Source organism: Lysobacter sp. GQ73, from assembly GCF_059758755.1.
The window spans coordinates 69,014-92,247 of the sequence record NZ_JCAXEE010000004.1 but is presented as its reverse complement, the minus strand read 5'-3'; the positions used below and the strand labels follow the sequence as shown (position 1 = coordinate 92,247).

The following is a 23,234-nucleotide window of genomic DNA, read 5'->3' as shown; positions in this document are numbered from 1 at the left end:
CGTGAGCGGATTCCCGGTCTGGGATTCCCGATCCTGTGCGTCTTGGCCGCGACGGCCTCGTTAAGCTATCGTGGGCGGTGGAGGGCGCAATGGCAGAAACTCGTAGTGCATTGGTGGTCGATGACGAGCGCGATATCCGCGAGCTCCTCGTCATGACCTTGGGCCGGATGGGCCTGCGTTGCGATACCGCATCGGGCCTCGGCGAGGCGCGCAGCCAGCTGCTGCGCAATCGTTACGACCTGTGCCTGACCGACATGCGCCTGCCCGACGGCTCGGGCATGGACCTGGTCGCCGAGATCAGCCAGAAATACCCCAATACCCCGGTCGCGATGATCACCGCCTTCGGCAACGTCGAGGCCGCGGTCGACGCGCTCAAGGCCGGCGCCTTCGATTTCGTCGCCAAACCGGTCGACCTGGCGGTGCTGCGCGATCTGGTACGCCACGCCCTCGAACTCAACGACACTCGCCGCAGCGCCAGCGAAGCGGTCGGCTCGCGCCTGTACGGCGAATCGCCGGCGATGATCAAGCTGCGCCAGACCATCGGCAAGGTCGCCCGCAGCCAGGCTCCGGTGTACATCGCCGGCGAGTCCGGCGTGGGCAAGGAGCTAGTCGCGCGCACCATCCACTCCGAAGGCGGCCGCGCCGACGGCCCGTTCGTCCCGGTCAACTGCGGCGCGATCCCGGCCGAGCTGATGGAGAGCGAGTTCTTCGGCCACAAAAAAGGCAGCTTCACCGGCGCCCACGTCGACAAGCCCGGCCTGTTCCAGGCCGCCGACGGCGGCACCCTGTTCCTCGACGAGGTCGCCGAGCTGCCGCTGCCGATGCAGGTCAAGCTGCTGCGCGCGATTCAGGAAAAATCCATTCGCCCGGTCGGCGCCCAGGCCGAACTCGTCGTCGACGTGCGCATCCTGTCGGCGACCCACAAGGACCTGGCCGCGCTCGTCGCCGAAGGCCGCTTCCGCCAGGACTTGTACTACCGCATCAACGTGATCGAGCTGCGCGTGCCGCCGCTGCGCGAACGCCTCGACGACCTGCCCGGCCTCGCCGCGAAGATCCTGCACCGCCTCGCCGGCAGCCAGGGCCGTCCGGTGCCGCGTCTCGGCGACGACGCCCAGGATGCGCTGCGCGCCTACGGCTTCCCGGGCAACGTGCGCGAACTCGAAAACATTCTCGAACGCGCCCTGGCCCTGGCCGAAGGCGAAGTCCTCAATGCCAGCGACCTGCGCCTGCCGCGCCTGGCCACCCAGACACCGCCGAACGAACCGCAGACCCCAGGCGCAGCGCCGCAGCAATCCGCCGGCGCCGTCGACCCGCGCACCCTTAACCCGCGCGACACCGCGACCAGCGCCCTGCCTTCTTATATAGAAGAGATCGAGCGCGCCGCGATCCAGCAGGCGCTGCAGGAAAACCGCTACAACAAGACCCGCACGGCGGCCGCCCTCGGCATCACCTTCCGCGCGCTGCGCTACAAGCTCAAGAAGCTCGGGATCGACTGATCGCCGCGCGCGGGGCTAGGCCGGACGACGGCGTCGTTCGGCGGCATCCGCTGTCTGCCGGCAATGCTCTCGCGACTGCAGAATGTGATCACAAGCACAGCTTGTCGTAGGCGATCACGCCGCATCGCAACCCCTCGCCATGGCACACGAATCTACGCGCAGATCGCGTGCGCTGCCGCTCGATCGAGCGAGCATCGGCACCGCCGATCGCGTGGACAAACCCCATCCAGTCGCTTCGCCACGCAACACCGCGGGCGCGAGGATTAGGACAGCGAGCACGGTGCCAATCGCCCATGGCGCAAGGCTTTAGCCGACGACAACGGCCAAAAAACCGACCCTGGATGTCGACCGCGCAACGCACTCTGGATTCGCTCTCCTGCCTCATTGCCCTTGGCTCCCGGACCGGCCAAGCCGTGCGTGACGGGCGCCCCACTTCTGGCCAGGCAATGTGCAACGTGACGCATTAGGTCACCCTCACCACCCTTCGACTGACCTTATGCGTCACCCTCGCCGACCCCTCCAGCTCGCTTTACGTGACCTGACTATCACTTTCGATCCCCCGGTTCATGACTACGGAGGTTGGCATGGGATGTGCGTACTCCTACATGCACGTGCGGCACGCACGGCTGCCGAAGGATCGAACACTCGAGCCTGCAGGCACGTGAAGCAACTCAATCACTCCTAGGGGAAACATCATGAAGAAGCAGCAAGGCTTTACCCTCATCGAACTGATGATCGTCATCGCCATCCTCGGCATCCTGATCGCCATCGCTCTGCCGGCGTACCAGGACTACACCGTCCGCACCAAGAACGCCGAGTGCCTGAACGTCTCCGCCGCCGCCAAGCTGGCCGTGTCCGAGACCGCTCAGGATCGCGGTTCGCTGGCCGCCATCACGGCCACCAACACCGGCTACAGCTTCGTCGCCAGCAGCTACTGCGCTACTGTCGAAATCGCAGCCGGCACCGGCGTGATCACGGCCACCACCCAGGCCACCGGCGCAACCCAGCTCGCCACCTTCGAGCTGACCCCGGTCATGGAATCGGGCCGCATCGAGTGGACCTGCACGGAAACTGCCGGCGCCAAGGAATCGCAGATTCCGGCCGAATGCCGCGCTGACTAATAGCGGTTTCTGCTCCAAGGCTTCACAAAGAAACCCCGGCTCGCCGGGGTTTCTTCTAGCAAGAACGCAATGAATCGCCCCATTGCTAGGAATTCCCGGATCACCCCCCTGACGATCCGACCGTATTCACGGCTTCAACCGCACCAGATCCCAGGGGTTCCACTATGAAACGTCAACGCGGCTTCACCTTGATCGAGCTGATGATCGTCATCGCGATCCTCGGCATCCTGATCTCCATCGCCCTGCCGGCTTACCTGGATTACGTCGCGCGGACCAAGAACGCCGAATGCCTCAACGTCGCGGCGGCGGCCAAGCTTTCGGTGGCCGAGACGGCACAGGATAGAGGTTCGTTGAGCCTCGTCACCGCCACCAATACAGGCTACAGCTTTGTGGCATCCAGTTACTGCGCGACAGTGGAAGTCGGCGCTAGCGGGGTGATCACCGCTACGACGACCAATGTAAGAACGCCCATCACCTATACCTTGAGGCCTAGTTCCAGCGGGGGCAGACTCGAATGGGACTGCAGCGTCCCCAGCGATACCAACTTGACCTTGGTACCTGCCGAGTGCCGCTAAGCCCTGCCTGCAATGAAATAGAGCTCTCGGCTCAAGACGACATCAGTTGCGGTTACCAAGCACAGGCACAGACACAAGTCTTGCGGGTATAGTCCGCCTCACATATTTCCCGGTAGGACAGGCTCCATGCAGGCCCGCATTCTGCTTTGCGTCGCGATGGCGCTCACCGCATTCGTTTACTGGACGGGCCTTTCCGGCCCGTTCTTGTTTGACGACCTTCCCAATTTGAGCCCTATTCAAAACTGGCTGGCCGGCGAAGCCACCTGGCAGTCGGTAGTATTCGGCAACGCATCGGGCATGCTGGGCCGCCCATTGTCGATGGCGAGCTTTCTGCTCAGTGCCGAGCTGAGCGGCCATACGCCCTACGCCTACAAGTTAGGCAATCTCGTCATCCATCTGATTTGCGGCCTACTTGGCTGGCAGGTCATCCGACGGCTCCTGAGCGAGGATCCGCGCCTGTCCGCGCATGCCGACCTGCTCGCCAGCATCGTCATCGGCCTTTGGCTGCTGCATCCGATCAACGTGAGCACCGTGCTGTATTCGGTGCAGCGCATGGCTCAACTCAGCACGCTATTCGTGCTTGCCTCGCTTTGGGCCTACCTGACCGCTCGCCGACAGCTTAATGAAGGGAAGACTCGCAAGGCATTCGCCATGCTTTTCGTGCTCTTCCCGACCTTGGTGTTCGCCGGACTGATGAGCAAGGAAAATGCGGCGGTCGCCCCCGCCCTCTGCCTCGTCATCGAACTGGCCTATTTCGCCTCTGGCGGCACACGCACCCGAATCCTCAAGACGTTCTTCGGCCTGGTTCTCGCGCTGCCGGCTATTGCAGTCATCGGCGTGCTACTGATGAACCCCGATCGCTTGCTGGTGAATTATGCGGAGCGCGACTTCACGCTCGTCGAGCGCCTGTTGTCTCAAAGCCGTATTCTGATGGACTACATCGGTACGATCCTGATCCCTAGAACACCGTTGCTCGGCTTGTATACCGACGATTTTCAGGCCTCGACAGGTCTGCTTTCTCCGGCAACGACTCTGGTCTCACTGGCCGCCCTCGTGGCGATCAGTGCGGGCGCGATCGCATTGCGTAAACGCGCGCCCACTGTTTTTGCCGGCTGGTTCTTCTTCCTCGTTGCTCACGGTGTGGAGTCGGGCATCCTGCCTTTGGAGTTGTACTTCGAGCACCGAAATTACCTGCCCGCGATAGGCTTGCTCTTAGCCATCGTCGGACTGGCGATACTGCTGCTGAAAGAGCTTCCGACGAATGTATTGACCCCCAAGCATCTCGGATTTCTGGCAGCAGGCGGATTCGCCTTATCTTTCGCCTTCGCGACAGCTGGACGCGCGCATGTCTGGCAAGCCGAAGACACCATCCTGGCGCAAGGGCTCAAGCATCACCCGGATTCGATGCGTGCGCAGCTATTGAGAGCCACAATTGCCATGCGCCAAGGCGACACCCAGGGATCCTACGATGCTTTTGCCGATCTGCTATCGAGCAATAACCCACGCAACAGAGTGGTCGGGCGCATCAGCTGGGTAACACTCGATTGTATCCGCCGCATAGACGTCCCCCCCCAGGATCTGCAACGAGCCCTAGCCGAAGCACGCCCCAATTTGACCATGTCGGAAGTGCCGGCGCTGCGTTTGCTCGCACGCGTGAGCAAGGAACAAGGATGCGGCCGCCTGTCTGATTCGGTCATCGCTGACGGCATCGCGTCGATGCTCCAACGGGCTTCCGCGCAGCCTGAAGGATCGCGCTCGAAGTGGCTGACTCGGTTCCTGGCTGCGGAGATGTTCCTGCGCGCAGGCCGTTTAGCGGATGCCCAAAAACAGGCCGAGCAAGCATGGAATGCTAGCGGCGACCTTCCGGTCGGAGCGTTGCTCTCCCAGATTTACGCCATGCGCGGCCTGCGGCCCCAAGCCGAAGCCCTGGCCACAATCCTCGATCGCAAAATGAAACCTTACGACACGGCGGGCCGTGCGGAGCTCGCCAAAACACGTGTCTTGCTGCAACAGCAGAAGTAGCCGATTACGTTCAAGACCTGGGACTCCGCGCCGCGCGCGCGGAGCCCCACTAGTGCCGTTCGAACAAATCTTCGCTGCAAGGCTGCCCAGTGCACGGAATCGCAATGCAGACCAAACATTGGGTTTTTGCGAGCCTGATCTTTACGATCATCATGTATTGGGCAGGTCTCGACGGCCCCTTCCTCCTCGACGACCTGGCCAATCTGGCGCCCGTCCAACAATGGGCGCATGGCCGCATCCCTTGGTACGAAGCTGTATTCGGCAACTATTCCGGAGCACTGGGCCGGCCGGTTTCCATGGCGAGTTTCTTGCTGACCGCGGGACCTCTCGGCAATCACCCGTTCACGTTCAAGCTCGGGAATCTGATTACGCATCTGGCTTGCGGTTGGCTGGCTTGGCAGGTACTGCGCCGCATACTGACGCAAGATCCTCGCCTGCAAGTGCGCGCCGACGAGATTTCAGCAATCATCGTATCGATTTGGCTGCTGCATCCGATGCAGGTCAGCACCGTCTTGTACGCCGTGCAACGCATGGCGCAGCTCAGTACCTTATTCACCCTCGCCTCGATTCTGGTCTATCTGGATGCACGACAGCGCCTGGCATTGGATGACGACAAGGGCGCGGCATGGAAGCTATTTTTCTGGTTTCCGTTGCTGTTCGCCGCAGGGCTTCTAAGCAAGGAAAATGCGGCCGCCACCCCTGCTCTGTGCGCCGTACTCGAGCTTACCTACTATCGCCGAAACGCCGGCAACAAACGCATGCTCGGCTTGTTCTATGGGTTGTTCCTGGCGTTGCCGGCAACTCTGGTGGTTACCGTGTTCGTCCTCTCACCGGAGCGGCCCTTGGGCGGCTATGCCGTATTGGATTTCAGTCCTTATCAAAGGCTTCTGAGCCAGGCACGAGTACTGACGGATTACATAGGCCAACTGGTCCTGCCGCGCAGCGACGAAATGGGCTTGTACACCGACGACTTCAGGGCGTCGACTGGCCTGTTCTCCCCCTACTCCACCGCAATATGCGTGGCGTTCCTGGCAGCGTCATCCCTTGTTGCCATTGCCTTACGCAAACGCTGGCCGAGCCTGTTCGCCGGATGGTTCTTCTTTCTCCTCGCCCACAGTGTCGAGTCGAGCATCCTGCCGCTTGAGCTGTACTACGAACACCGCAACTATCTGCCGTCGATCGGCCTGGGCCTGGCGGTGATCGGAACGATCGCCGCTACGCTGCAAGGCGATCGAATCGCCGACCGGATCGCGATAATGATCGCTGTCGTCGCGCTCGCCACCCTGTCCTGGCTGACCTTGCAGCGCGCCCTGATCTGGCGCAGCAAAGACGCTATCGTCGATCTCGCCCTGATACACCACCCCGAATCGTTACGAGCCAGGCAGACAAAAGCGATGCGCGAACTCAATGCTCGGGCCTTCGGCCATAGCATGGCGGTCTTGCGTCCGATCGCCGAAGGCGACCGGCCACGCGAGCGGCTGCTGGCACGGGTAGATCTCGCTTCGGTGCGTTGTTTCGCCGATCTCGGCGTGCCCGCGAACTACTTCGAACGAGTCATGGCCGATGCGCGCGCCAAGATTACCGTCGGCGAGGTCCAGGCGTTCGATGTTCTCATACAGGCCAATCGCAACGGACGCTGCGGCTCATTGACCGACGGAGCAATCGTCGTGGCAATGCTACGACAATTGCAGGCCGCGAGTACTCAGCCCGAAGGCGCTCTGCCGAAACAGCAGTTTCGCGTTCTGACCGCAATCGTTGCGATCCGCGCGAGTACTTGGTCGGTTGCCGCAACACAAACTGAAATCGCTTGGCGATCGAATGCCTCGGCCGACATCGGCCTGTTACTAGCGCACGCACGCGCAGGACTCGGAGACTTGAACGGCGCGAAATTGGCCCTGAGCTCCGCCGAAAAACTGATCGATCCGGGACATCGCTCCCAGCGCCGACAAGCCGACGAGATACGTGGGTTGATCGAAACCAGCGCGGCAACCCCGGCAGCCGCAAGAGACTGACACTAGCCAAGGCGGGTTCGCCCTCGATCGCCGGGCCACGCATAGAGCTAACGGAGCCCTCTTCTGGCTCCGAATATCGACATCCTGTCTACGTTGCCGCCCGGCTTTCGCCTCCGCCTCGAACGTCGGCGGTCTGCCGTGCACGCCCGTCATTAGCCGCACGCGTTCATTGGCTTAGCGATTTCGGACACTCGCGTCGGAGGCTCAGATATCTAACGTCTTCCATGCGCGACTCACGGCCGCTCCGCTCAACCAGGAATCGAAGTAGCTCGAGGCCGCGTGCGCGAGCTCGCTCCGTCGCTGCGGGTCGTCGGCCAGGGCGGCCAGGGCATCGGCCAACGCGCCTGCATCGTCGAGCGCCACCGACTCGATCGGCGGTGCCGGGACGTTCGCGGGCAGGGAGATCGCTGCCTGGTTGACGATCGCACGGCCGCCCGCCAAATACATATAAAGTTTGAATGGCAAGACCCGCGATGCCTTTCCATGTCCGCCGAAAACGCCAAGGCAGATATCCGCGCCGGCGATTTCCTGGGCCACTCGATCCAACGGCTGCCACTCTCGTATCCAGGTTACTTTGTCGGGATCGTTGCGCTGCACGAACTCACTCAGCATGCTGCCCAGTTGGCCGTCGCCGACGAAGCGGAAGCGGAAGCGATCCCTCTGCGCAGGCGCATCGAGCAAGCGTTGCACGGCGTCGAGGATCGTCGGCACACCGTGCAGGGGAATCAAGGTGCCGACGAACAGCACGTTCAGCACCCCCGCGAGCGGCTCGTACTCCGGCGCAGCACGGAACGGCTTCGCGTCGATCGCCAGCGGCAGCGAGCGCACCCGCTCGGCAGCGAGGCCGAAGTCCTCGATCAGGCAATCCCGGTTGGCTTCCGTATCGACCAGCACCCGGCCCGCGGCACGCAGGGCGCGCGCCTCGATGCGCCTGATCCAGCGCGACGCCGTCGAATCGCCGCTGCGGGCCCGGTCGCGGAACATCGAATCCCATACCGAAATATACGCATCCGCGATGCAAAACGGCCGCCATGAACTGGGCAGGAACGACAACAGCCACAGGAAGAACACGCTCGGATACGGCACATAGACCCGGCTCTGCGGCGTCGCCACGCGCAGCACGCGGACGAGACTCAATAGATTACCGAACCCCAATCGCGCCAGTACAAGCAGTTGCCGGTGCGGCGGCAGGCGGCTGAGCTTCCACAGGTGCAGGTACGGGGGCAGGGCCTGGCCGAGGTCGCGGATCCGGCAATCGCCCTGTTCCTGCAGCAAACGGATGGTCTGCTCGGCATTGGGGTAGCCCTCGCCCGAGGCGCGCAATCCCGCGACGATCAGTTCCGAACTCACGACGACATCTTCCGTGGTTGCAGCATCCGATGACCGACCAACGAAGCCAGCGTTTCTGCGGCCAGGATCAGGGCGCGTGCCGCGACGACCCCGGCAAGTACGGTTTCCGCCGTGTTCTGGCCAGACCAGGCCGCGATCACCGATTCGCGCACCCCCAGGCCACCGGGCACCAGCACCGCGAGTACGCCGGCTACGGTACCGGCGAACAACGCCTGGATAAAGCGAATGGGTTCAGCCGGTTCGACCAAGACCAGATAGGCCCCGGCATACGGCAGCATCGCCGCCGCGTAGCAGGCCAGCCCCGCCAGCCAGCACGCCGGCCGCAGGAGCATGCGTCGGCGCAACCACCACCCGCCCCCCAGCAACAGTCCTACACCAGCCAGCGCCAAGCCCCAGGCGACCGGGTACGCGACATGCCGAGTCGCGATATACGCGAGCACCGCGATCGCCACGCACAACGCCATCGACAGCGCTTGCTCGAACAGCCCGACCCAGGCGGTCGCACGCGCGTCGACCCCATGACGTGACAACACCAGTCCGCGTCCCAGGACGTGGCCGATGCCAACCGGAATGTACTTGGCCAGCAAGGTCGCCAGCCACGCGCCAATCAACACGCGTGCCGGCGCCGTCGCTGCCAACGCTCGATTGGCGAAAGCGAACCCCCCTGCATTGAGTCCCAGTCCCAACGCGAACAAGCCGAATGCCGACGCCAAGCGGACCGGCGACAACTCCAGGATCGCCTCGACGAACCGCCCGCCATGCACGCCTAGATAACGGACGCAGAAATACAGGGCGAGCGCAGCCAGCCCATAGGCCGCGGCCAACCGCCACCAGCCGCGCCGCTCAACCACCATGGACGGCGTCGGCCCGGGTCCAGCGATGCAGGTATTGGAAGGTGACGAAACCGCGAAACGGCCAGAAATCGAGCGGCTTGGCCAGCACCAAGCTCCAGGCACGCGATTCGAGCAGCCGTACGTTGCGCCGTTCGGCGCGCAGTTCCAGCCCCGCCTGTTCGCCCAGGCGCAGAATATCGCGACGCGCGAAGAAGCGCAGATGGGTGCGGTCGTGAATGCCGCGCTCGCGTGCCGGCCACGTGCCGAGCAAGCCGAGCGCGACGAATGTGGACAGGTGGCGCACGTTCGGCAGGCTGGTCACCAGGCAACCGCCCGGGGCCAACCGCTGCGCCAGTGCGCGCAGCACCGGCAGCGGGTCGGCCAGATGCTCGAGCACGTCGGCGCAGACGATCGCATCGAACGGCGCCTGTGCGGCGAGGCGTTCCAGCACCGCCGGATCGTCGATCCGGCCTACGATCAGCTCGTCCACCTGCCCGCGGGCGTGTTCGGCCAGCGCTTGCACCGGCTCGATTCCGGTCACTCGCGCCCCTGAGCAGCGCTCACGAACCAGCGCTGCGGTCATGCCGGCGCCACAGCCGACATCGAGCACCCGGCTTAAACCCGTCTCGGGCAATAATCGGACGACGTCGGGCCGGGCGCCGGAGTAACCGCGGAACCGGCCGCGCAGCCCTGTGCGCTCAGCTAGCGCCATTCAGGGTTCTCGTCGGGATCGATCGCGGCATCGCGTCCGTGCAGATAGGTCAGACCGGTGATCTGCTCGGACACCAAGCCGATCAGGAACACGATCACCGACGCGCTCAGCAACAATGCGCTCATATTGGTGAAACGCCCCTGGGTCGCGAAGGTCCAGACGTAGTGCCCCAGCCCCAGCGCGGCAAACCCGATCGCCGCGGGCGCGAACAGCTTCAGCGGCGAATACAGGGTGGCGATCTTGAAGATGATCAGCAGGAAACGGATGCCGTCGCGCAGCGGTCGGATATGGCTTTGGGTGCCGACCCGGCGTGCGACCTCGATCGGCACGTAGGTCACCGGGTACGCACTGCGGAAAAACGCCATCGTGCTGGTGGTCGGGTAGCTGAAACCGTTCGGCAGCAAATGCAGGAACTCGCGGAACTTGGCGGCGCGCACGGCCCGGAAGCCCGAAGTCAGGTCCTGGACCTTGTGCCCGGTCATCCAACTGGCCAGGCGGTTGTATAACGCGTTCGCGGCGCCCCGGCCCACACTGGCCTGACCGCCTGAATCGCGTGCGCCGACGGCCATGTCGTACCCAGCATCCAGGCGCTCCAACAGCAACTGGATGTGCGCCGGGTCGTGCTGGCCATCGGCGTCCATGAACACGATGACGTCGCCTTTCGCGGCACGGGCGCCGCGCTTGATCGCCGCCCCGTTACCCATCGAGTAGGGCGACGAGAGGACCTTGGCCCCCAAGCCGGCGGCGACCGCGGCGGTATCGTCGGTAGAGCCGTCGTCGACTACGATGATTTCGGCCCCCGGCAGGGCCTGGCGCAGGGCCGGCAAGGTGCCGCGAAGCCCTTCCGACTCGTTTTTGGCCGGCAAAACTACAGATACGTGCATGTTGTCTCCCCAAGGGTGCAGGATAGCCTGTCCGCACTGGAGCTAGAACCGCCCGACTCCAGAAAAGCGACCGCGGTCAGCTCGCCGCGGCCTGAGATTGCGGTAAAGTCAGGGTGGGGAAAACTGAGGGCTGAAATGTCCAGCGTCGCGACCGCCAACTTGGTGGGTATCACCGGCATTGCCCGGCGTTTGGTTTTGGATGGTGCCTTGGACGAGGTCAAGGCGCGCGAAGCCATGGCCGCGGCCACCGCCGAACGTAAGCCTCTGGCCATTTATCTGGCCGAGCACCGTCTTGCCACCTCCGCCCAACTGGCCGCCGCCAACTCGATCGAGTTCGGCGTGCCGCTGTTCGACCCGAGCGCGCTGGACCCGAGCCAGTCCGCAGTCCGGGCGATCAGCGAGGAGCTGATCCGCAAACACAGTGCGCTGCCCTTGTTCAAACGCGGCAACAAGCTGTTCATCGGCTTGGCCGACCCGACCAATACCGCCGCCCTGGACGAGATCAAGTTCCAGACCAATGCCGCGGTCGAGGCCATCCTGGTCGACGAGGAGCTGATCCGCCGCACCCTGGACCGTTGGCTGGAAAATTCCGATGCCCTCGCCAACGCGGTCGGCGATGGCGAAGGCTTGGACACCCTGGAGATCGGAAAGGACGAGGACCTCAGCACCACCAGCGACACCGGCATCGACGCCAAGGGCGACGACACCCCGGTGGTCAAGTTCATCAACAAGGTTCTGGTCGACGCCATCCGCCGCGGCGCCTCGGACATTCACTTCGAGCCCTACGAGACCGACTATCGGGTTCGCCTGCGCATCGATGGTCTGCTTAAGCAAGTCGCCAAGGTCCCGAATAAACTGCATTCGCGCATCGCCGCGCGCCTGAAGGTCATGGCGCAGCTCGACATCGCCGAGAAGCGCGTGCCGCAGGACGGCCGCATCAAGCTCAATCTGTCCAAGACCAAGCAGATCGACTTCCGCATGAGCACCTTGCCGACCTTGTTCGGCGAGAAGATCGTGTTGCGTATCCTCGACGGCAGCGCGGCCCGCCTCGGCATCGAGAAGCTCGGCTACGAGGACTATCAAAAAGAGCTGTTCATCAATGCCGTGGTCAAGCCTTACGGCATGGTGCTGGTGACCGGCCCGACCGGCTCGGGCAAGACGGTCTCGCTGTATACCGCCTTGAACATCCTCAACGACGAGCAGCGCAACATCTCCACCGTCGAAGACCCGGTCGAAATCCGCGTACCCGGCATCAACCAGGTACAGATGAACGTCAAGCGCGGCATGACCTTCGCCGCCGCGCTGCGCAGCTTCCTGCGCCAGGATCCGGACGTGATCATGGTCGGCGAGATCCGCGACTTGGAAACCGCCGAAATCGCGATCAAGGCCGCCCAGACCGGCCATATGGTGCTGTCCACCCTGCATACCAACGACGCGCCCCAGACCATCGCCCGTCTCATGAACATGGGCGTGGCGCCGTACAACATCACTTCGTCGGTGACTCTGGTCATCGCCCAGCGCCTCGCCCGCCGTCTGCACGACTGCAAGCGCGAGGTGCATCTGCCGGAACACGCCCTGCTCGCCGAAGGCTTCACCCCGGAAGAGATAGCGTCCGGATTCAAGCTGTACGAGCCGGCGGGATGCCCGGACTGCACCGAAGGCTACAAGGGACGTACCGGCATCTATCAGGTCATGCCCATGACCGACGAAATCCAGGCCATCGTGCTGGAGGGCGGCAACGCGATGCAGATCGCGGCCGCCGCCATCAAGTCCGGCGTGAACGACTTGCGCCGCTCCGCACTGATCAAGGTGATGAACGGCGTCACCGGCCTGGCCGAAATCAACCGCGTAACCAAGGACTAAACCATGTCCGCGACCCGATCCGCCACCCGCACCGCAGCCAAGCAAGCCCCCGCGGTACGCCGCGCCAACCCGCTGGACCTGTTCGTCTGGCAAGGCACCGACAAGCGCGGCATCGTCATGAAGGGCGAGCAGGCGGCGAAGAACGCCAACCTGCTGCGCGCGGAACTGCGCCGCCAGGGCATCACCCCGACCGTGGTCAAGCTGAAGGGCAAGCCTCTGTTCGGCGCGAGCGGCAAACGCATCACCCCGGGCGAGATCGCCATCTTCAGTCGCCAGATCGCCACGATGATGAAGTCGGGCGTGCCGATCGTGACCTCGCTGGAAATCATCGGCGAAGGGCACAAGAATCCACGCATGAAGACCTTGCTCAACACCATACGTGCCGACATCGAAAGCGGCTCGTCGCTGCACGAATCGCTGTCCAAGCATCCGGTCCAGTTCGACGAGCTGTATCGCAACCTGGTCAAGGCCGGCGAGTCTGCCGGCGTGCTCGAGACCGTGCTGGATACGATCGCGAATTACAAAGAAAACATCGAGACCCTCAAGGGCAAGATCAAGAAGGCCCTGTTCTATCCCGCGACCGTCGTTGCCGTCGCGATCCTGGTCAGCGCGATCCTGTTGATCTTCGTCGTGCCGCAGTTCCAGGCCACCTTCAAGAGCTTCGGCGCCGACTTGCCGGCCTTCACCTTGATGGTCATCGGGATGAGCGACTTCATGATCAAGTGGTGGTGGGCGATCCTGCTGCTCGTGGTCGGCGCCGCCGTCGCCTTCATCATGGCCAAGAACCGCTCGCCGGCTTTCGCCCACTTCCTCGACCGGGCCATGCTCAAGATCCCGGTGGTCGGGCAAATCCTGCACAACGCCGCGATCGCCCGCTTCGCCCGCACCCTCGCCGTCACCTTCCGCGCCGGCGTGCCGCTGGTGGAGGCCCTCGACACCGTCGCCGGCGCGACCGGCAACGTGGTCTACGAAAAGGCCGTGTACCGGATCCGTGACGACGTCTCGGTCGGCTACCAGGTCAACATGGCGATGAAGCAGGTCAACCTGTTCCCGCACATGGTGGTGCAGATGACCGCGATCGGCGAAGAAGCCGGCGCCCTGGATACCATGCTGGTGAAGGTCGCCGAGTTCTACGAGCAGGAGGTCAACAACGCGGTCGACGCGCTGTCGAGTCTGTTGGAACCGCTGATCATGATCATCCTGGGCGTCATCGTCGGCGGCATGGTGGTCGCGATGTACCTGCCGATCTTCAAACTTGCTGCGACGATCTGATCGGGGAAGTATCCTTTCCGCATGGCATTCCTAGATCAGAACCCCGGCCTCGGGTATCCCCTCGCGGCCGGTTTCGGGCTGCTGCTCGGCAGCTTCCTCAACGTCGTCGTTCTGCGCCTGCCCAAGCGGCTGATGTGGCAGTGGAAGAAGGACGCGCGCGAAATCCTCGAGCTGCCGGAAGTCTACGATCCGCCCCCGCCCGGGATCGTGGTCGAGCGCTCGCACTGTCCGCATTGCAAACACCAGTTGTCCTGGTACGAGAACATCCCGGTGTTCAGTTACCTGGTGCTGCGCGGGCGCTGCCGCAACTGCAAGACCCCGATCTCGATCCAGTACCCGGCGGTCGAGCTGCTGACCATGCTGCTGATGGTGGCCTGCGTCTGGCGCTTCGGCTTCGGCTGGCAGGGCTTCGGCGCGATGGTCTTCACCGGCTTCCTGATCGCGATGTCGGGCATCGACTTCAAGACCCAGTTGCTGCCGGACCAACTGACCCTGCCGTTGATGTGGCTGGGCATCGTCGCCAGCAGCGACAACCTGTATTTCCAGACCAAGCCGGCCGTGCTCGGCGCGATCGCCGGCTATATGAGCCTGTGGCTGGTCAACTGGGTCTACAAGCAGTACCAGGTGGTGGTCAGGCGGGTCAAAGACCCGCATGAGGGCATGGGCCACGGCGACTTCAAGCTGCTCGCCGCGATCGGGGCCTGGGTCGGTCTCAAGGGCGTGCTGCCGACGATCCTGCTGTCGTCCCTGGTCGGCGCAGTGATCGGCTCGATCTGGCTGGCGGTCAAGGGCCGCGACATGGGCATTCCGATCCCGTTCGGCCCTTATCTCGCGATCGCCGGCTGGCTCACCTTCTTCTGGGGCGAGTCCCTGCTCCACGCCTACCTGCAGTTCTCCGGCCTCGCCTGAGCCATGGCGGCGTTCTGCGTCGGCGTCACCGGCGGCGTGGCTTCGGGCAAGAGCGAAGTCACCCGGCATTTCCAAGCACTGGGCATCGTCGTGGCCGATGCGGATCTGGCCGCGCGCGCGGCGGTCGCTTCCGGCAGCGCGGGCCTGGCCGAGGTGGTCGCCGAGTTCGGCGCGAGCGTCCTCGACGCCCAGGGCGCGTTGGACCGCGCCGCCATGCGCAAGCTCGTATTCGGCGACGACGCCGCACGACGCCGGCTCGAAGCCATCATCCACCCACGCGTGCGCTCGATGCTGCGCGCCCAGTGCGCGGACGCGCCGGGTGCTTACGCCGTCGCGGCGATTCCCTTGCTCGCCGAAGGCGGCGGGCGCGACGCCTATCCTTGGCTGGACCGTGTATTGGTAGTCGACGTGCCGGTCGATGTCCAACAGGCCCGGGTGATGCAGCGGGACCGCATCGACGGCGAACTGGCCCTGCGCATGATCGCGGCCCAGGCGAGCCGCGGCGAGCGGCTGGCCATCGCCGACGACGTGATCGTCAACGACGGCCCGATCGAAGCCTTGGCGGCCCAGGTCGCCGCCCTGGACCGGCGTTATCGGGCTCTGGCTGCGACTCACGCCGGCGACTGACCGACCGGACGCGTCAGCCGAGCCTCGGCAGATAATCCGGACCGGCGCTCGCCGGGCTCAGCCCACGTCCCAAAGGCCCCGAATGGCGGCGATGCCCTGGGCGCCGTGGTGCCGCGCTTCGATCAGCTCGTCCGGGACCAGCCCCCCGATCGCATAGATCGGCAGCGACACCGACTCGCGCAAGGCTGAGAACGCCTCCCAGCCGATGCCCGGCATCCCAGGGTGGCTCGGCGTCGGTTTGACCGAGCCGACCACGGCGAAATCGCAGCCTAGCGCCTGGGCGGCCCGCAGCTCATCGGCGTCGTGGCAGGAAGCCGCCAGGGGCACCTCGGCGGGGACCGGCCGTTCGCCTAACTCACGCAGTTGCACGGCGCGCAGATGCAGGCCCACGCCCAATGCGTTCGCCATGGCAGCGTCCCCATTGACCAGCACTTCCGCCTGCACGGCGCGACAGCGCGCCACCGCAGCGGCGGCCAGGCGCTGGCCGCGCTCGGCCGTCACGGTGCGCAGGCGCAGCTGCACACGGCGCACGCCGGCCTGCAGCGAGCGCGACAGCGCGTCGAGCCAGACGGCGTCGCTCTCGCCGGGCTCGGGGGTGACCAGATAGTGTTCGGATTGCTGCAGCGCGGCGACCACCGGGCGATCCGCCGGCGGCATGACGTAGCTGGCGAGCTTGTGCGGCGGCACCCAGACCAGGGCTTGGCCTTCGCGGCCGCGCGCGGTGCCGCGCCACTGGCGGATCTCGCGCACGTCCAGGACCAGGCGCTTGTCAGGGTAAGCCTGAGGCACGCGGATCACCGCCGCGCCGACTTCGGCCTCGATGCCCAGTTCTTCGTGCAGTTCGCGGGCCAGCGCGGCCTCGGGCGTCTCGCCGGGCTCGCGCTTGCCGCCCGGAAATTCCCACAGGCCCGCCAGGTCGCGGCCTTCGGTGCGGCGCGCGAGCAGCACCCGCCCGCGCGCGTCGCGGATCACCCCCGCGACGACCTCTACGAGCCGGGACTCGGAGCCAGGCTGGGACTGGGGACTCGGGATTCGGGACTCGGAAACAGCAGATGCCGCTATGGCTGCGGATGCCTCGGAACTCGCAGCCGAACCGGCCTTGCGAGTCCCAAGCCCCGAGTCCCGAGTCCCGCCTGACTCAGCCCAACTGCCCATGGCAGTGCTTGAACTTCTTGCCGCTGCCGCAGGGGCAAGGGTCGTTGCGGCCGGCGTTGGCGAAGGCCTCCTCGGACACCTCCGCGGCCTCCTCGTCGGCGCCGAAGCCGCCGGTGGAGGCGTGCTGGAACTGCATCTGCCGCGCCTGTGCTTCGGCCTGGGCGCGTTCGAGCGCCTCCATCTCGGCGACTTCCTGCTCGTTCTGGATGCGCACGCGCGCCAGGATGGTCACCACCTCGCGCTTGACCTTGTCGAGCATCTCCGAGAACAGTTCGAAGGCTTCCTTCTTGTACTCCTGCTTGGGCTGCTTCTGCGCATAGCCGCGCAGATGGATGCCCTGGCGCAGATAGTCCATGCGCGCCAAATGCTCCTTCCAGTTCTGGTCGAGCACGTTGAGCATGATGTGCTTCTCGAGCATGCGCATGGTTTCGGCGCCGACCTGGCTTTCGCGGGTCGTGAAGTGCGCCTCGACCGCATCCTGCACGGCCTGCGCGACCGTCTCGGCATCGAGCTCCTCGGCCGTGCGCGCCATCTCGACCAGCGGCACCTGCACGTTGAACTCCTGGGCGATCGTCGCCTCCAGGCCGGGCAGGTCCCACTGCTCGTCGACCGAGTTGGCCGGCACGTAACGCTGGACCATGTCGGCGACCACGTCGCCGCGGATCCCGACCACGTTGTCCTGCACGCTCTCGGCTTCCAGCAACTCGTCGCGCTGACCGTAGATGACCTTGCGCTGGTCGTTGTTGACGTCGTCGAAGTCGAGCAGGTTCTTGCGGATGTCGAAGTTGTGCGCCTCGACCTTGCGTTGCGCGTTGGCGATCTGCTTGGTCACCAGCGGGCTTTCGATGATGTCGTCTTCCTTCAGGCCCATGCGCGCCATCACGCGCTGGACCCAGTCGGCGGCGAAGATGCGCATCAGGTTGTCTTCGAGCGACAGGTAGAAGCGCGAAGAACCCGGGTCGCCCTGGCGACCGGCGCGGCCACGCAGCTGATTGTCGATGCGGCGCGATTCGTGGCGTTCGGTGCCGACGATGTGCAGGCCGCCGGAGGCCTTGACCTGGTCGTGGCGCTCCTGCCAGGCCGCCTTGAGGCGCTGGTGGGTGACTTCGTCGACCGGCTCGCCGCCGTTCTGCGCGGCCAGGTCGGCGAGCTCGGCTTCGAGCGAACCGCCGAGCACGATGTCGGTGCCGCGGCCGGCCATGTTGGTGGCGATGGTGATCGCGCCCGGCCGGCCGGCCTGGGCGATGATGTTGGCTTCGCGTTCGTGCTGCTTGGCGTTGAGCACCTCATGGGCGACGCCGGCCTCGGTGAGTTGCTGGCTCAGCATCTCCGAGACTTCGATCGAGGTGGTACCGACCAGCACCGGCTGGCCGCGCTCGTGCGCGGCCTTGATTTCGCCGAGCACCGCGCGGTACTTGCCGGCGCGATTGAGGAACACCTGGTCGGAGTGGTCCTTGCGCTGCATCGGCCGGTTGGTCGGGATCACGATCACTTCCAGGCCGTAGATGCTCTGGAATTCGTAGGCCTCGGTATCCGCCGTACCGGTCATGCCGGCCAGCTTCTTGTACATGCGGAACAGGTTCTGGAAGGTGATCGAGGCCAGCGTCTGGTTCTCGCGCTGGACCGGCACGCCTTCCTTCGCCTCGACCGCCTGGTGCAGGCCATCCGACCAGCGGCGGCCTTGCAGGGTGCGGCCGGTGAACTCGTCGACGATCACCACCTCGCCGTCGCGGACGATGTAGTCCACGTCGCGCTGGTAGATCGCATGCGCGCGCAGCGCGGCGTTGAGGTGATGGACCACGCTGATGTTGTGGCCGGCGTACAGAGAGTCTTCGTCTTCCTGCAGGATGCCGGCCTTGCGCAGCAAGTCTTCGGCGTGCTCCTGGCCGGCTTCGGACAGGTGCACCTGCTTGCCCTTCTCGTCGACCCAGTAATCGCCCTCGCCGTCTTCCTTCTCCTGGCGGATCAGCGACGGCACGATGCGGTTGACCTTGATGTACAGCTCCGGCGATTCGTCGGCCGGGCCGGAAATGATCAGGGGCGTGCGCGCCTCGTCGATCAGGATCGAGTCGACTTCGTCGACGATCGCGTAATGCAGACCGCGCTGGTAGCGGTCTTCCTTCGACAGCGCCATGTTGTCGCGCAGGTAGTCGAAGCCGAATTCGTTGTTGGTGCCGTAGGTGATGTCGCTGGCGTAGGCGGCATGCTTGTCGCTGTGCTGCATGCCCGGATAGACCACGCCGACGCTCAGGCCGAGCCAGTTGTAGAGCTTGCCCATCCACGCCGAGTCGCGGCGTGCGAGGTAGTCGTTGACCGTGACCACGTGCACGCCCTGGCCTTCGAGCGCGTTGAGGTAGACCGGCAAGGTGCCGACCAGGGTCTTGCCCTCGCCGGTGCGCATCTCGGCGATCTTGCCCAGGTGCAGGACCATGCCGCCGATCAGCTGGACGTCGTAGTGACGCATGCCGAGCACGCGCCTGGACGCCTCGCGGCAGACCGCGAACGCCTCCGGCAGCAGCTTGTCGAGCGACTCGCCGTCGGCGATGCGCTTCTGGAACTCCGGCGTCTTGGCCTGCAGCTGGGCGTCGGAGAGCTTCTGCATCTCCGGCTCGAGCGCATTGATCCTGACGACGGATCGTTGCAGTTGACGCAGCAGACGATCGTTGCGGCTGCCGAAAACGCGGGTAAGCAAGCTGTTGAGCATGAACGGGTCCGTGTAAAGCGAACGGGGTGGCACAGGCGGGACGGTTTAAGAGCGCGCCGCCGCCGGCAAGTTCCCCAGGAATCCAGACGACCAGCCCGTCCTTGCGTTTCGGCATCCCGAAAACGCGATCGGAGGCGCCGTGCGCCCCCGATCGAATCGAGCCTGGTCTTTGGCCACACGCATTCTAGCGTGGGGGGCGACCTGAACGGTATCAAGGGGGAGAGGCGCCGGTCGAATGTAGGACTTTGCCCGATTCCGCGGTTTGGGGGGTCTTTTGGGCGAGGCAAGTCCGGTGCGCGGGGGCCCGACGGGATCGTTGGCCGGCGATTGGGCGCTCGGCGCGGGAGGCGCTTCGGCTCGCTTGAGGCCGTAGATGGCTGTAGAGCTGGATCGTTCGGTCCGCGGGCCGGCGGGATAGGCCAGGACTGACACCCCGTATGCCCGGGTGGCCCGCCGCAGCGCGGCGGGCGTTCACCAAGCCCGCGAGCCGGTGGCTCGCGAGCGGGGCGCTGTCCGGTGGCTGATCGACCAGCAATGAGCGGGTGCTCCCGCTTGGTTTTGCTCGCCCGGCCCGCCGCAGCGCGGCGGGCGTTCACCAAGCCCGCGAGTCGGTGGCCTGCGAGCGGGGCGCTGTTCGGTGGCTGATCGACCAGCGGTGAGCGGGTGCTCCCGCTTGGTTTTGCTCGCCCGGCCCGCCGCAGCGCGGCGGGCGTTCACCAAGCCCGCGAGCCGGTGGCTCGCGAGCGGGCTTGGTTCACCCCCTCAACGGGGATTGCTGATTCAGGAATTTCAGCGGGTTCACCACCCGGCCGCCTTCCCAGACTTCGAAATGCACATGGGCGCCGGTGGAACGACCGCTGGAGCCGGCCTTGGCGATTTCCTGGCCGGCACGGACCAGCTCGCCGACCTTGAGCAGCAGGCTGGAGTTGTGCGCATAACGCGTCACGTAGCCGTTGCCGTGGTCGATCTCGATCACGTTGCCGTAACCCGAACGCACGCCGGAGTAGCTGACCACGCCATCGGCCACGGCCAGCACCGGGTCGCCCACGTCGGCCTCGAAATCGATGCCCTTGTGGAACGCGGCGCCGCCGTTGAACGGATCGGCGCGGCCGCCGAAGCCGGAGGTGATGTAGCTGTTGGCGATCGGCGCGCGCGAAGGCACCGCGTTCATGTCGATCTGGCGGTTGAACAGCAGCGACTCGAGCACCGAGAGCTGTTCGCCCGAGGCCTTGAACTGGCGGTCGAGCAGGTCCATGCCGGCATCGAGCTCGGGCTTGGCCATGTCGCGCACCGGGCCGGCGCCACCGACGCCGACCGGCTTTTCGAAATCGAATTCGCCGTCCTGCAGCTGGCCGATCCGGGTCAGGCGTTCGCCGAGCGCGTTGAGACGGTTGGCTTCGGCCTGCAGTTCGCCCATGCGTGCGGCGAGGGCATTGATCTCGCGCTGCGCGTCGCGGCGCGTCGCGGTGATCTGGGCCTGCTGCTGGGCCAACTGCGCGCGTAGCATGCGGTTGTCGGCGATGCCCGCGCCTGCGCCGATGCTGACGCCGGTGCCGAGCAGCAATGCGATGGCGAGCGCCGGTCGGCGGGAGCCGATCCGTCCGGCCTGCTGGAAGAACTCGCCCAGCCTGGCTCGTGTGTTGTCTACGATGGTTTTATAGGTCATGTGTCCGATGTCTTATTCCAAGCCCAAGCCGCCGTCGCGCGGCCCTTCGAAGCCGCGCATCGCCTTGGATGCACTGCTCGAAGACCCCGCTGGCAACCCGATCCGCCGAGCCTTGTGGCTCGACGAACTGGACCGTCGGTTACGCCCCTACCTGCCGCCTTCGCTCGCCGCGCATGCGCGGTTGGCCAATTTCGAACGCGGCAGGCTCGTGTATGTCGTCGATGCTCCGGTGTGGCGCGCCAAGCTCAGGCTCGCGGCTCCGGAACTGCTCGACGCAGCCCGATCCGTCGGGCTGGAAGCGGCCGAATTCGTCGTCAAGACGACGATTCCCATCCCGGCGGCAGTGCCGGTCAGAAAGGCCAAACCCATGTCGGCTGCGACGCTGGAAGCGCTGCAAGCCGCGCTGGCATCGCTGAAGAAACCTGATCCGTCAGGGCCCAGCGACGCCGGCTGACACTCGGGGCGGTCCGCGTCGTCGACGCAAACCGGCGGGGGTCCGAGAGCCGGGGTCGGGGAATCCTACTGGCCCTACCCCTCGGCTTTGTTAAAGAGCCGGAAGCATTTCAGAAAGGTTTCGTTAGAAATTAGTTAAGGCGTCACGCGCCGTTCACGAGTGTGACCGCGTTAACGTTCTTGATTTTCCGGGCTGGGCGCCGGTCCCGCGTTCAGGTTCGAACGCCGCACGCGGGCCTTCGCACTCGCCCGAAGCGGGCCGCCGGCGCTGCCGTCAGGCCGTATCGATCGGGCCGATCAGACGGATTCAGGCCGGAACGGGCTCGCCGTAGGCGACCGGCGTCGGCTCCGAGCCGGTGTAGGTGACCTGCTCCCAGGCCGAGCGTTCGGCCAGCAGGGCGCGCACCAGCTTGTTGTTGAGCGCGTGGCCGGACTTGTAGCCCTCGTAGGCGCCGATGACGGCGTGGCCGGCGAGGTAGAGATCGCCGACCGCGTCGAGGATCTTGTGGCGGACGAATTCGTCGGCGTAACGCAGGCCGTCGTCGTTGAGCACGCGGAATTCGTCGAGCACGATCGCATTGTCCATCGAGCCGCCGAGGCCGAGGTTGCGTTCGCGCATGTATTCCAGGTCGCGCATGAAACCGAAGGTGCGGGCGCGGCTGACTTCGCGGATGTAGTTCTCGGTCGAGAACTCGACCTGCGCGCGCGACTGAGCCGCCGGAATCGCCGGATGGTCGAAGACCACGGTGAAACCGAGGCGGAAACCGTCGAAGGGCTCGAAACGGGCGATCTTGTCGCCGTCGCGCACTTCGACCGGATGCTTGATGCGGATGAAGCGCTTGGGCGCGTCCTGCTCGGCGATGCCCGCCGACTGCAGCAGGAACACGAACGGGCCGGCCGAGCCGTCCATGATCGGTACTTCCGGCGCCGACAGTTCGACATAGCAATTGTCGATGCCGAGGCCGGCCATCGCCGACAGCAGATGCTCGACCGTCATCACCTTGCCGGCGCCGTAGGTCAGGCCGGTGCACAGGGTGGTCTCGGTGACCAGGTCGGCGCGCGCAGGCAACTCCACCACCGGGTCGAGATCGACGCGGCGGAACACGATGCCGGTGTCGGTCGGCGCCGGGCGCAGGGTGAGAAAGACCTTCTCTCCGCTGTGCAGGCCCACGCCGGTGGCGCGGATCACGTTTTTGAGGGTGCGCTGACGCAGCATGGTCGTGGGGAGACTTCCGCGGACGTGGAGTGATGGTGTCGTCGTCGGTCCGCAAAAACCTGCGGACGCGAGGGGCCGACCCAAGAATGGGGGTGGAACGAAGCCGCGCAAGATTAGCACGCGCAAGCCTGAACCTGAACGGAAAGGACACACTGTCCCGCCGTTGTCAACAGCGCTCGTCAAACTGACCGGTCGGCTCCCCCGAGGGGTGGGCCGACCGGCCCAAGACCCCGCGCTTTACGCCGGGGCAAGATGCCTCGGGCCGGGGACGAGTCCGGCCCTTGGGTGGTTCTCGAAGCAGAAACGAATCGAGAGCAGTGAAGAGTTGAGCGAAGCCGCCCTACTCGTTTCTCACTCCTGCCCA

Annotated in this window: 18 protein-coding genes; 10 read left to right on the top strand and 8 right to left on the bottom strand. The window is 65.0% G+C overall.

All coding sequences use genetic code 11. From position 1 onward, the window contains the following. Window positions 1-89: 89 nt before the first annotated feature. The 5 genes from AC6CH2_RS13025 (at window position 90) to AC6CH2_RS13005 (ending at window position 7,226) form a co-directional block, all read left to right on the top strand. Window positions 90-1,496, top strand: a complete 1,407-nt coding sequence (locus tag AC6CH2_RS13025; protein ID WP_498269604.1) for a sigma-54-dependent transcriptional regulator — start codon at window positions 90-92, stop codon at window positions 1,494-1,496. A 695-nt stretch (window positions 1,497-2,191) separates the two neighbouring features. Next, window positions 2,192-2,617: a pilin gene (locus tag AC6CH2_RS13020; protein ID WP_498269603.1), complete on the top strand. Its 426-nt coding sequence runs from the start codon at window positions 2,192-2,194 to the stop codon at window positions 2,615-2,617. Between the two features lie 164 nt (window positions 2,618-2,781). Beyond that, entirely contained in the window at window positions 2,782-3,192 is a 411-nt protein-coding gene (locus AC6CH2_RS13015; protein ID WP_498269602.1) for a pilin, read from the top strand. 126 nt (window positions 3,193-3,318) lie between these two features. Beyond that, a complete protein-coding gene (locus AC6CH2_RS13010; protein WP_498269601.1) occupies window positions 3,319-5,214 on the top strand; it encodes a hypothetical protein in 1,896 nt (631 codons plus the stop codon). 104 nt (window positions 5,215-5,318) lie between these two features. Further along, window positions 5,319-7,226 (top strand): hypothetical protein, encoded by a 1,908-nt coding sequence (locus tag AC6CH2_RS13005; protein WP_498269600.1) that lies wholly within the window; start codon window positions 5,319-5,321, stop codon window positions 7,224-7,226. 204 nt (window positions 7,227-7,430) lie between these two features. On the opposite strand, the gene AC6CH2_RS13000 is transcribed toward AC6CH2_RS13005, so the two are convergent. The 4 genes from AC6CH2_RS13000 to AC6CH2_RS12985 are packed head-to-tail and all read right to left on the bottom strand — an operon-like array spanning window position 7,431 to window position 11,005. Further along, entirely contained in the window at window positions 7,431-8,576 is a 1,146-nt protein-coding gene (locus AC6CH2_RS13000) for a glycosyltransferase (RefSeq protein WP_498269599.1), read from the bottom strand. After that, window positions 8,573-9,430, bottom strand: a complete 858-nt coding sequence (locus AC6CH2_RS12995; RefSeq protein WP_498269598.1) for a hypothetical protein — start codon at window positions 9,428-9,430, stop codon at window positions 8,573-8,575. The genes AC6CH2_RS13000 and AC6CH2_RS12995 overlap by 4 nt, the downstream gene beginning before the upstream one ends. Continuing rightward, complete coding sequence (locus AC6CH2_RS12990; RefSeq protein ID WP_498269597.1) at window positions 9,420-10,121, bottom strand: class I SAM-dependent methyltransferase; 702 nt, start codon at window positions 10,119-10,121, stop codon at window positions 9,420-9,422. Before AC6CH2_RS12990 ends, AC6CH2_RS12995 begins: the two co-directional genes overlap by 11 nt. Continuing rightward, window positions 10,112-11,005 (bottom strand): glycosyltransferase family 2 protein, encoded by an 894-nt coding sequence (locus AC6CH2_RS12985; RefSeq protein WP_498269596.1) that lies wholly within the window; start codon window positions 11,003-11,005, stop codon window positions 10,112-10,114. Before AC6CH2_RS12985 ends, AC6CH2_RS12990 begins: the two co-directional genes overlap by 10 nt. 135 nt (window positions 11,006-11,140) lie before the next feature. Between AC6CH2_RS12985 and pilB the strand changes: the two genes are divergently transcribed. From pilB to coaE, 4 genes are read left to right on the top strand one after another with little or no spacing between them, the layout of a single operon-like run. After that, window positions 11,141-12,868: a type IV-A pilus assembly ATPase PilB gene (pilB, locus tag AC6CH2_RS12980; protein WP_498269595.1), complete on the top strand. Its 1,728-nt coding sequence runs from the start codon at window positions 11,141-11,143 to the stop codon at window positions 12,866-12,868. Window positions 12,869-12,871: 3 nt separating this feature from the next. After that, window positions 12,872-14,140 carry a type II secretion system F family protein gene (locus AC6CH2_RS12975; RefSeq protein WP_498269594.1) on the top strand — a complete coding sequence of 423 codons (1,269 nt, stop codon included), beginning with the start codon at window positions 12,872-12,874 and terminating at the stop codon, window positions 14,138-14,140. 21 nt (window positions 14,141-14,161) lie between these two features. Next, window positions 14,162-15,049, top strand: a complete 888-nt coding sequence (locus tag AC6CH2_RS12970) for a prepilin peptidase (RefSeq protein WP_498269593.1) — start codon at window positions 14,162-14,164, stop codon at window positions 15,047-15,049. Between the two features lie 3 nt (window positions 15,050-15,052). Continuing rightward, window positions 15,053-15,676 carry a dephospho-CoA kinase gene (gene coaE / locus AC6CH2_RS12965; protein ID WP_498269592.1) on the top strand — a complete coding sequence of 208 codons (624 nt, stop codon included), beginning with the start codon at window positions 15,053-15,055 and terminating at the stop codon, window positions 15,674-15,676. Between the two features lie 57 nt (window positions 15,677-15,733). Here coaE and AC6CH2_RS12960 read toward each other — a convergent pair whose 3' ends face one another. The 3 genes from AC6CH2_RS12960 to AC6CH2_RS12950 form a co-directional block, all read right to left on the bottom strand. Beyond that, window positions 15,734-16,708, bottom strand: coding sequence for a Nudix family hydrolase (locus AC6CH2_RS12960; RefSeq protein WP_498269922.1), 975 nt, complete (start codon window positions 16,706-16,708; stop codon window positions 15,734-15,736). Between the two features lie 106 nt (window positions 16,709-16,814). Continuing rightward, the gene (gene secA, locus AC6CH2_RS12955; protein WP_498269591.1) at window positions 16,815-19,535 is read right to left on the bottom strand and encodes a preprotein translocase subunit SecA; all 2,721 of its coding nucleotides are present in this window, start codon (window positions 19,533-19,535) and stop codon (window positions 16,815-16,817) included. Window positions 19,536-20,289: 754 nt separating this feature from the next. After that, entirely contained in the window at window positions 20,290-21,201 is a 912-nt protein-coding gene (locus tag AC6CH2_RS12950; RefSeq protein WP_435393906.1) for a M23 family metallopeptidase, read from the bottom strand. Between the two features lie 7 nt (window positions 21,202-21,208). Between AC6CH2_RS12950 and AC6CH2_RS12945 the strand changes: the two genes are divergently transcribed. Continuing rightward, window positions 21,209-21,655, top strand: coding sequence for a DciA family protein (locus AC6CH2_RS12945; protein WP_498269590.1), 447 nt, complete (start codon window positions 21,209-21,211; stop codon window positions 21,653-21,655). Window positions 21,656-21,961: 306 nt separating this feature from the next. Here AC6CH2_RS12945 and lpxC read toward each other — a convergent pair whose 3' ends face one another. Next, window positions 21,962-22,870, bottom strand: a complete 909-nt coding sequence (gene lpxC, locus AC6CH2_RS12940; RefSeq protein ID WP_441328777.1) for a UDP-3-O-acyl-N-acetylglucosamine deacetylase — start codon at window positions 22,868-22,870, stop codon at window positions 21,962-21,964. Between the last annotated feature and the right edge of the window lie 364 nt (window positions 22,871-23,234).

What these genes read in the sequence shown, in the direction of transcription:
- AC6CH2_RS12990 (WP_498269597.1), bottom strand. Translation starts at nt 10,121, where the DNA reads ATGGCGCTAGCTGAGCGCACAGGGCTGCGCGGCCGGTTCCGCGGTTAC.
- AC6CH2_RS12985 (WP_498269596.1), bottom strand. Translation starts at nt 11,005, where the DNA reads ATGCACGTATCTGTAGTTTTGCCGGCCAAAAACGAGTCGGAAGGGCTT.
- AC6CH2_RS12970 (WP_498269593.1), top strand. Translation starts at nt 14,162, where the DNA reads ATGGCATTCCTAGATCAGAACCCCGGCCTCGGGTATCCCCTCGCGGCC.
- AC6CH2_RS13010 (WP_498269601.1), top strand. Translation starts at nt 3,319, where the DNA reads ATGCAGGCCCGCATTCTGCTTTGCGTCGCGATGGCGCTCACCGCATTC.
- AC6CH2_RS13005 (WP_498269600.1), top strand. Translation starts at nt 5,319, where the DNA reads ATGCAGACCAAACATTGGGTTTTTGCGAGCCTGATCTTTACGATCATC.
- pilB (WP_498269595.1), top strand. Translation starts at nt 11,141, where the DNA reads ATGTCCAGCGTCGCGACCGCCAACTTGGTGGGTATCACCGGCATTGCC.
- coaE (WP_498269592.1), top strand. Translation starts at nt 15,053, where the DNA reads ATGGCGGCGTTCTGCGTCGGCGTCACCGGCGGCGTGGCTTCGGGCAAG.
- AC6CH2_RS12945 (WP_498269590.1), top strand. Translation starts at nt 21,209, where the DNA reads ATGTCTTATTCCAAGCCCAAGCCGCCGTCGCGCGGCCCTTCGAAGCCG.
- secA (WP_498269591.1), bottom strand. Translation starts at nt 19,535, where the DNA reads ATGCTCAACAGCTTGCTTACCCGCGTTTTCGGCAGCCGCAACGATCGT.
- AC6CH2_RS12975 (WP_498269594.1), top strand. Translation starts at nt 12,872, where the DNA reads ATGTCCGCGACCCGATCCGCCACCCGCACCGCAGCCAAGCAAGCCCCC.
- AC6CH2_RS12995 (WP_498269598.1), bottom strand. Translation starts at nt 9,430, where the DNA reads ATGGTGGTTGAGCGGCGCGGCTGGTGGCGGTTGGCCGCGGCCTATGGG.
- AC6CH2_RS12950 (WP_435393906.1), bottom strand. Translation starts at nt 21,201, where the DNA reads ATGACCTATAAAACCATCGTAGACAACACACGAGCCAGGCTGGGCGAG.
- AC6CH2_RS13025 (WP_498269604.1), top strand. Translation starts at nt 90, where the DNA reads ATGGCAGAAACTCGTAGTGCATTGGTGGTCGATGACGAGCGCGATATC.
- AC6CH2_RS13020 (WP_498269603.1), top strand. Translation starts at nt 2,192, where the DNA reads ATGAAGAAGCAGCAAGGCTTTACCCTCATCGAACTGATGATCGTCATC.
- AC6CH2_RS13015 (WP_498269602.1), top strand. Translation starts at nt 2,782, where the DNA reads ATGAAACGTCAACGCGGCTTCACCTTGATCGAGCTGATGATCGTCATC.
- lpxC (WP_441328777.1), bottom strand. Translation starts at nt 22,870, where the DNA reads ATGCTGCGTCAGCGCACCCTCAAAAACGTGATCCGCGCCACCGGCGTG.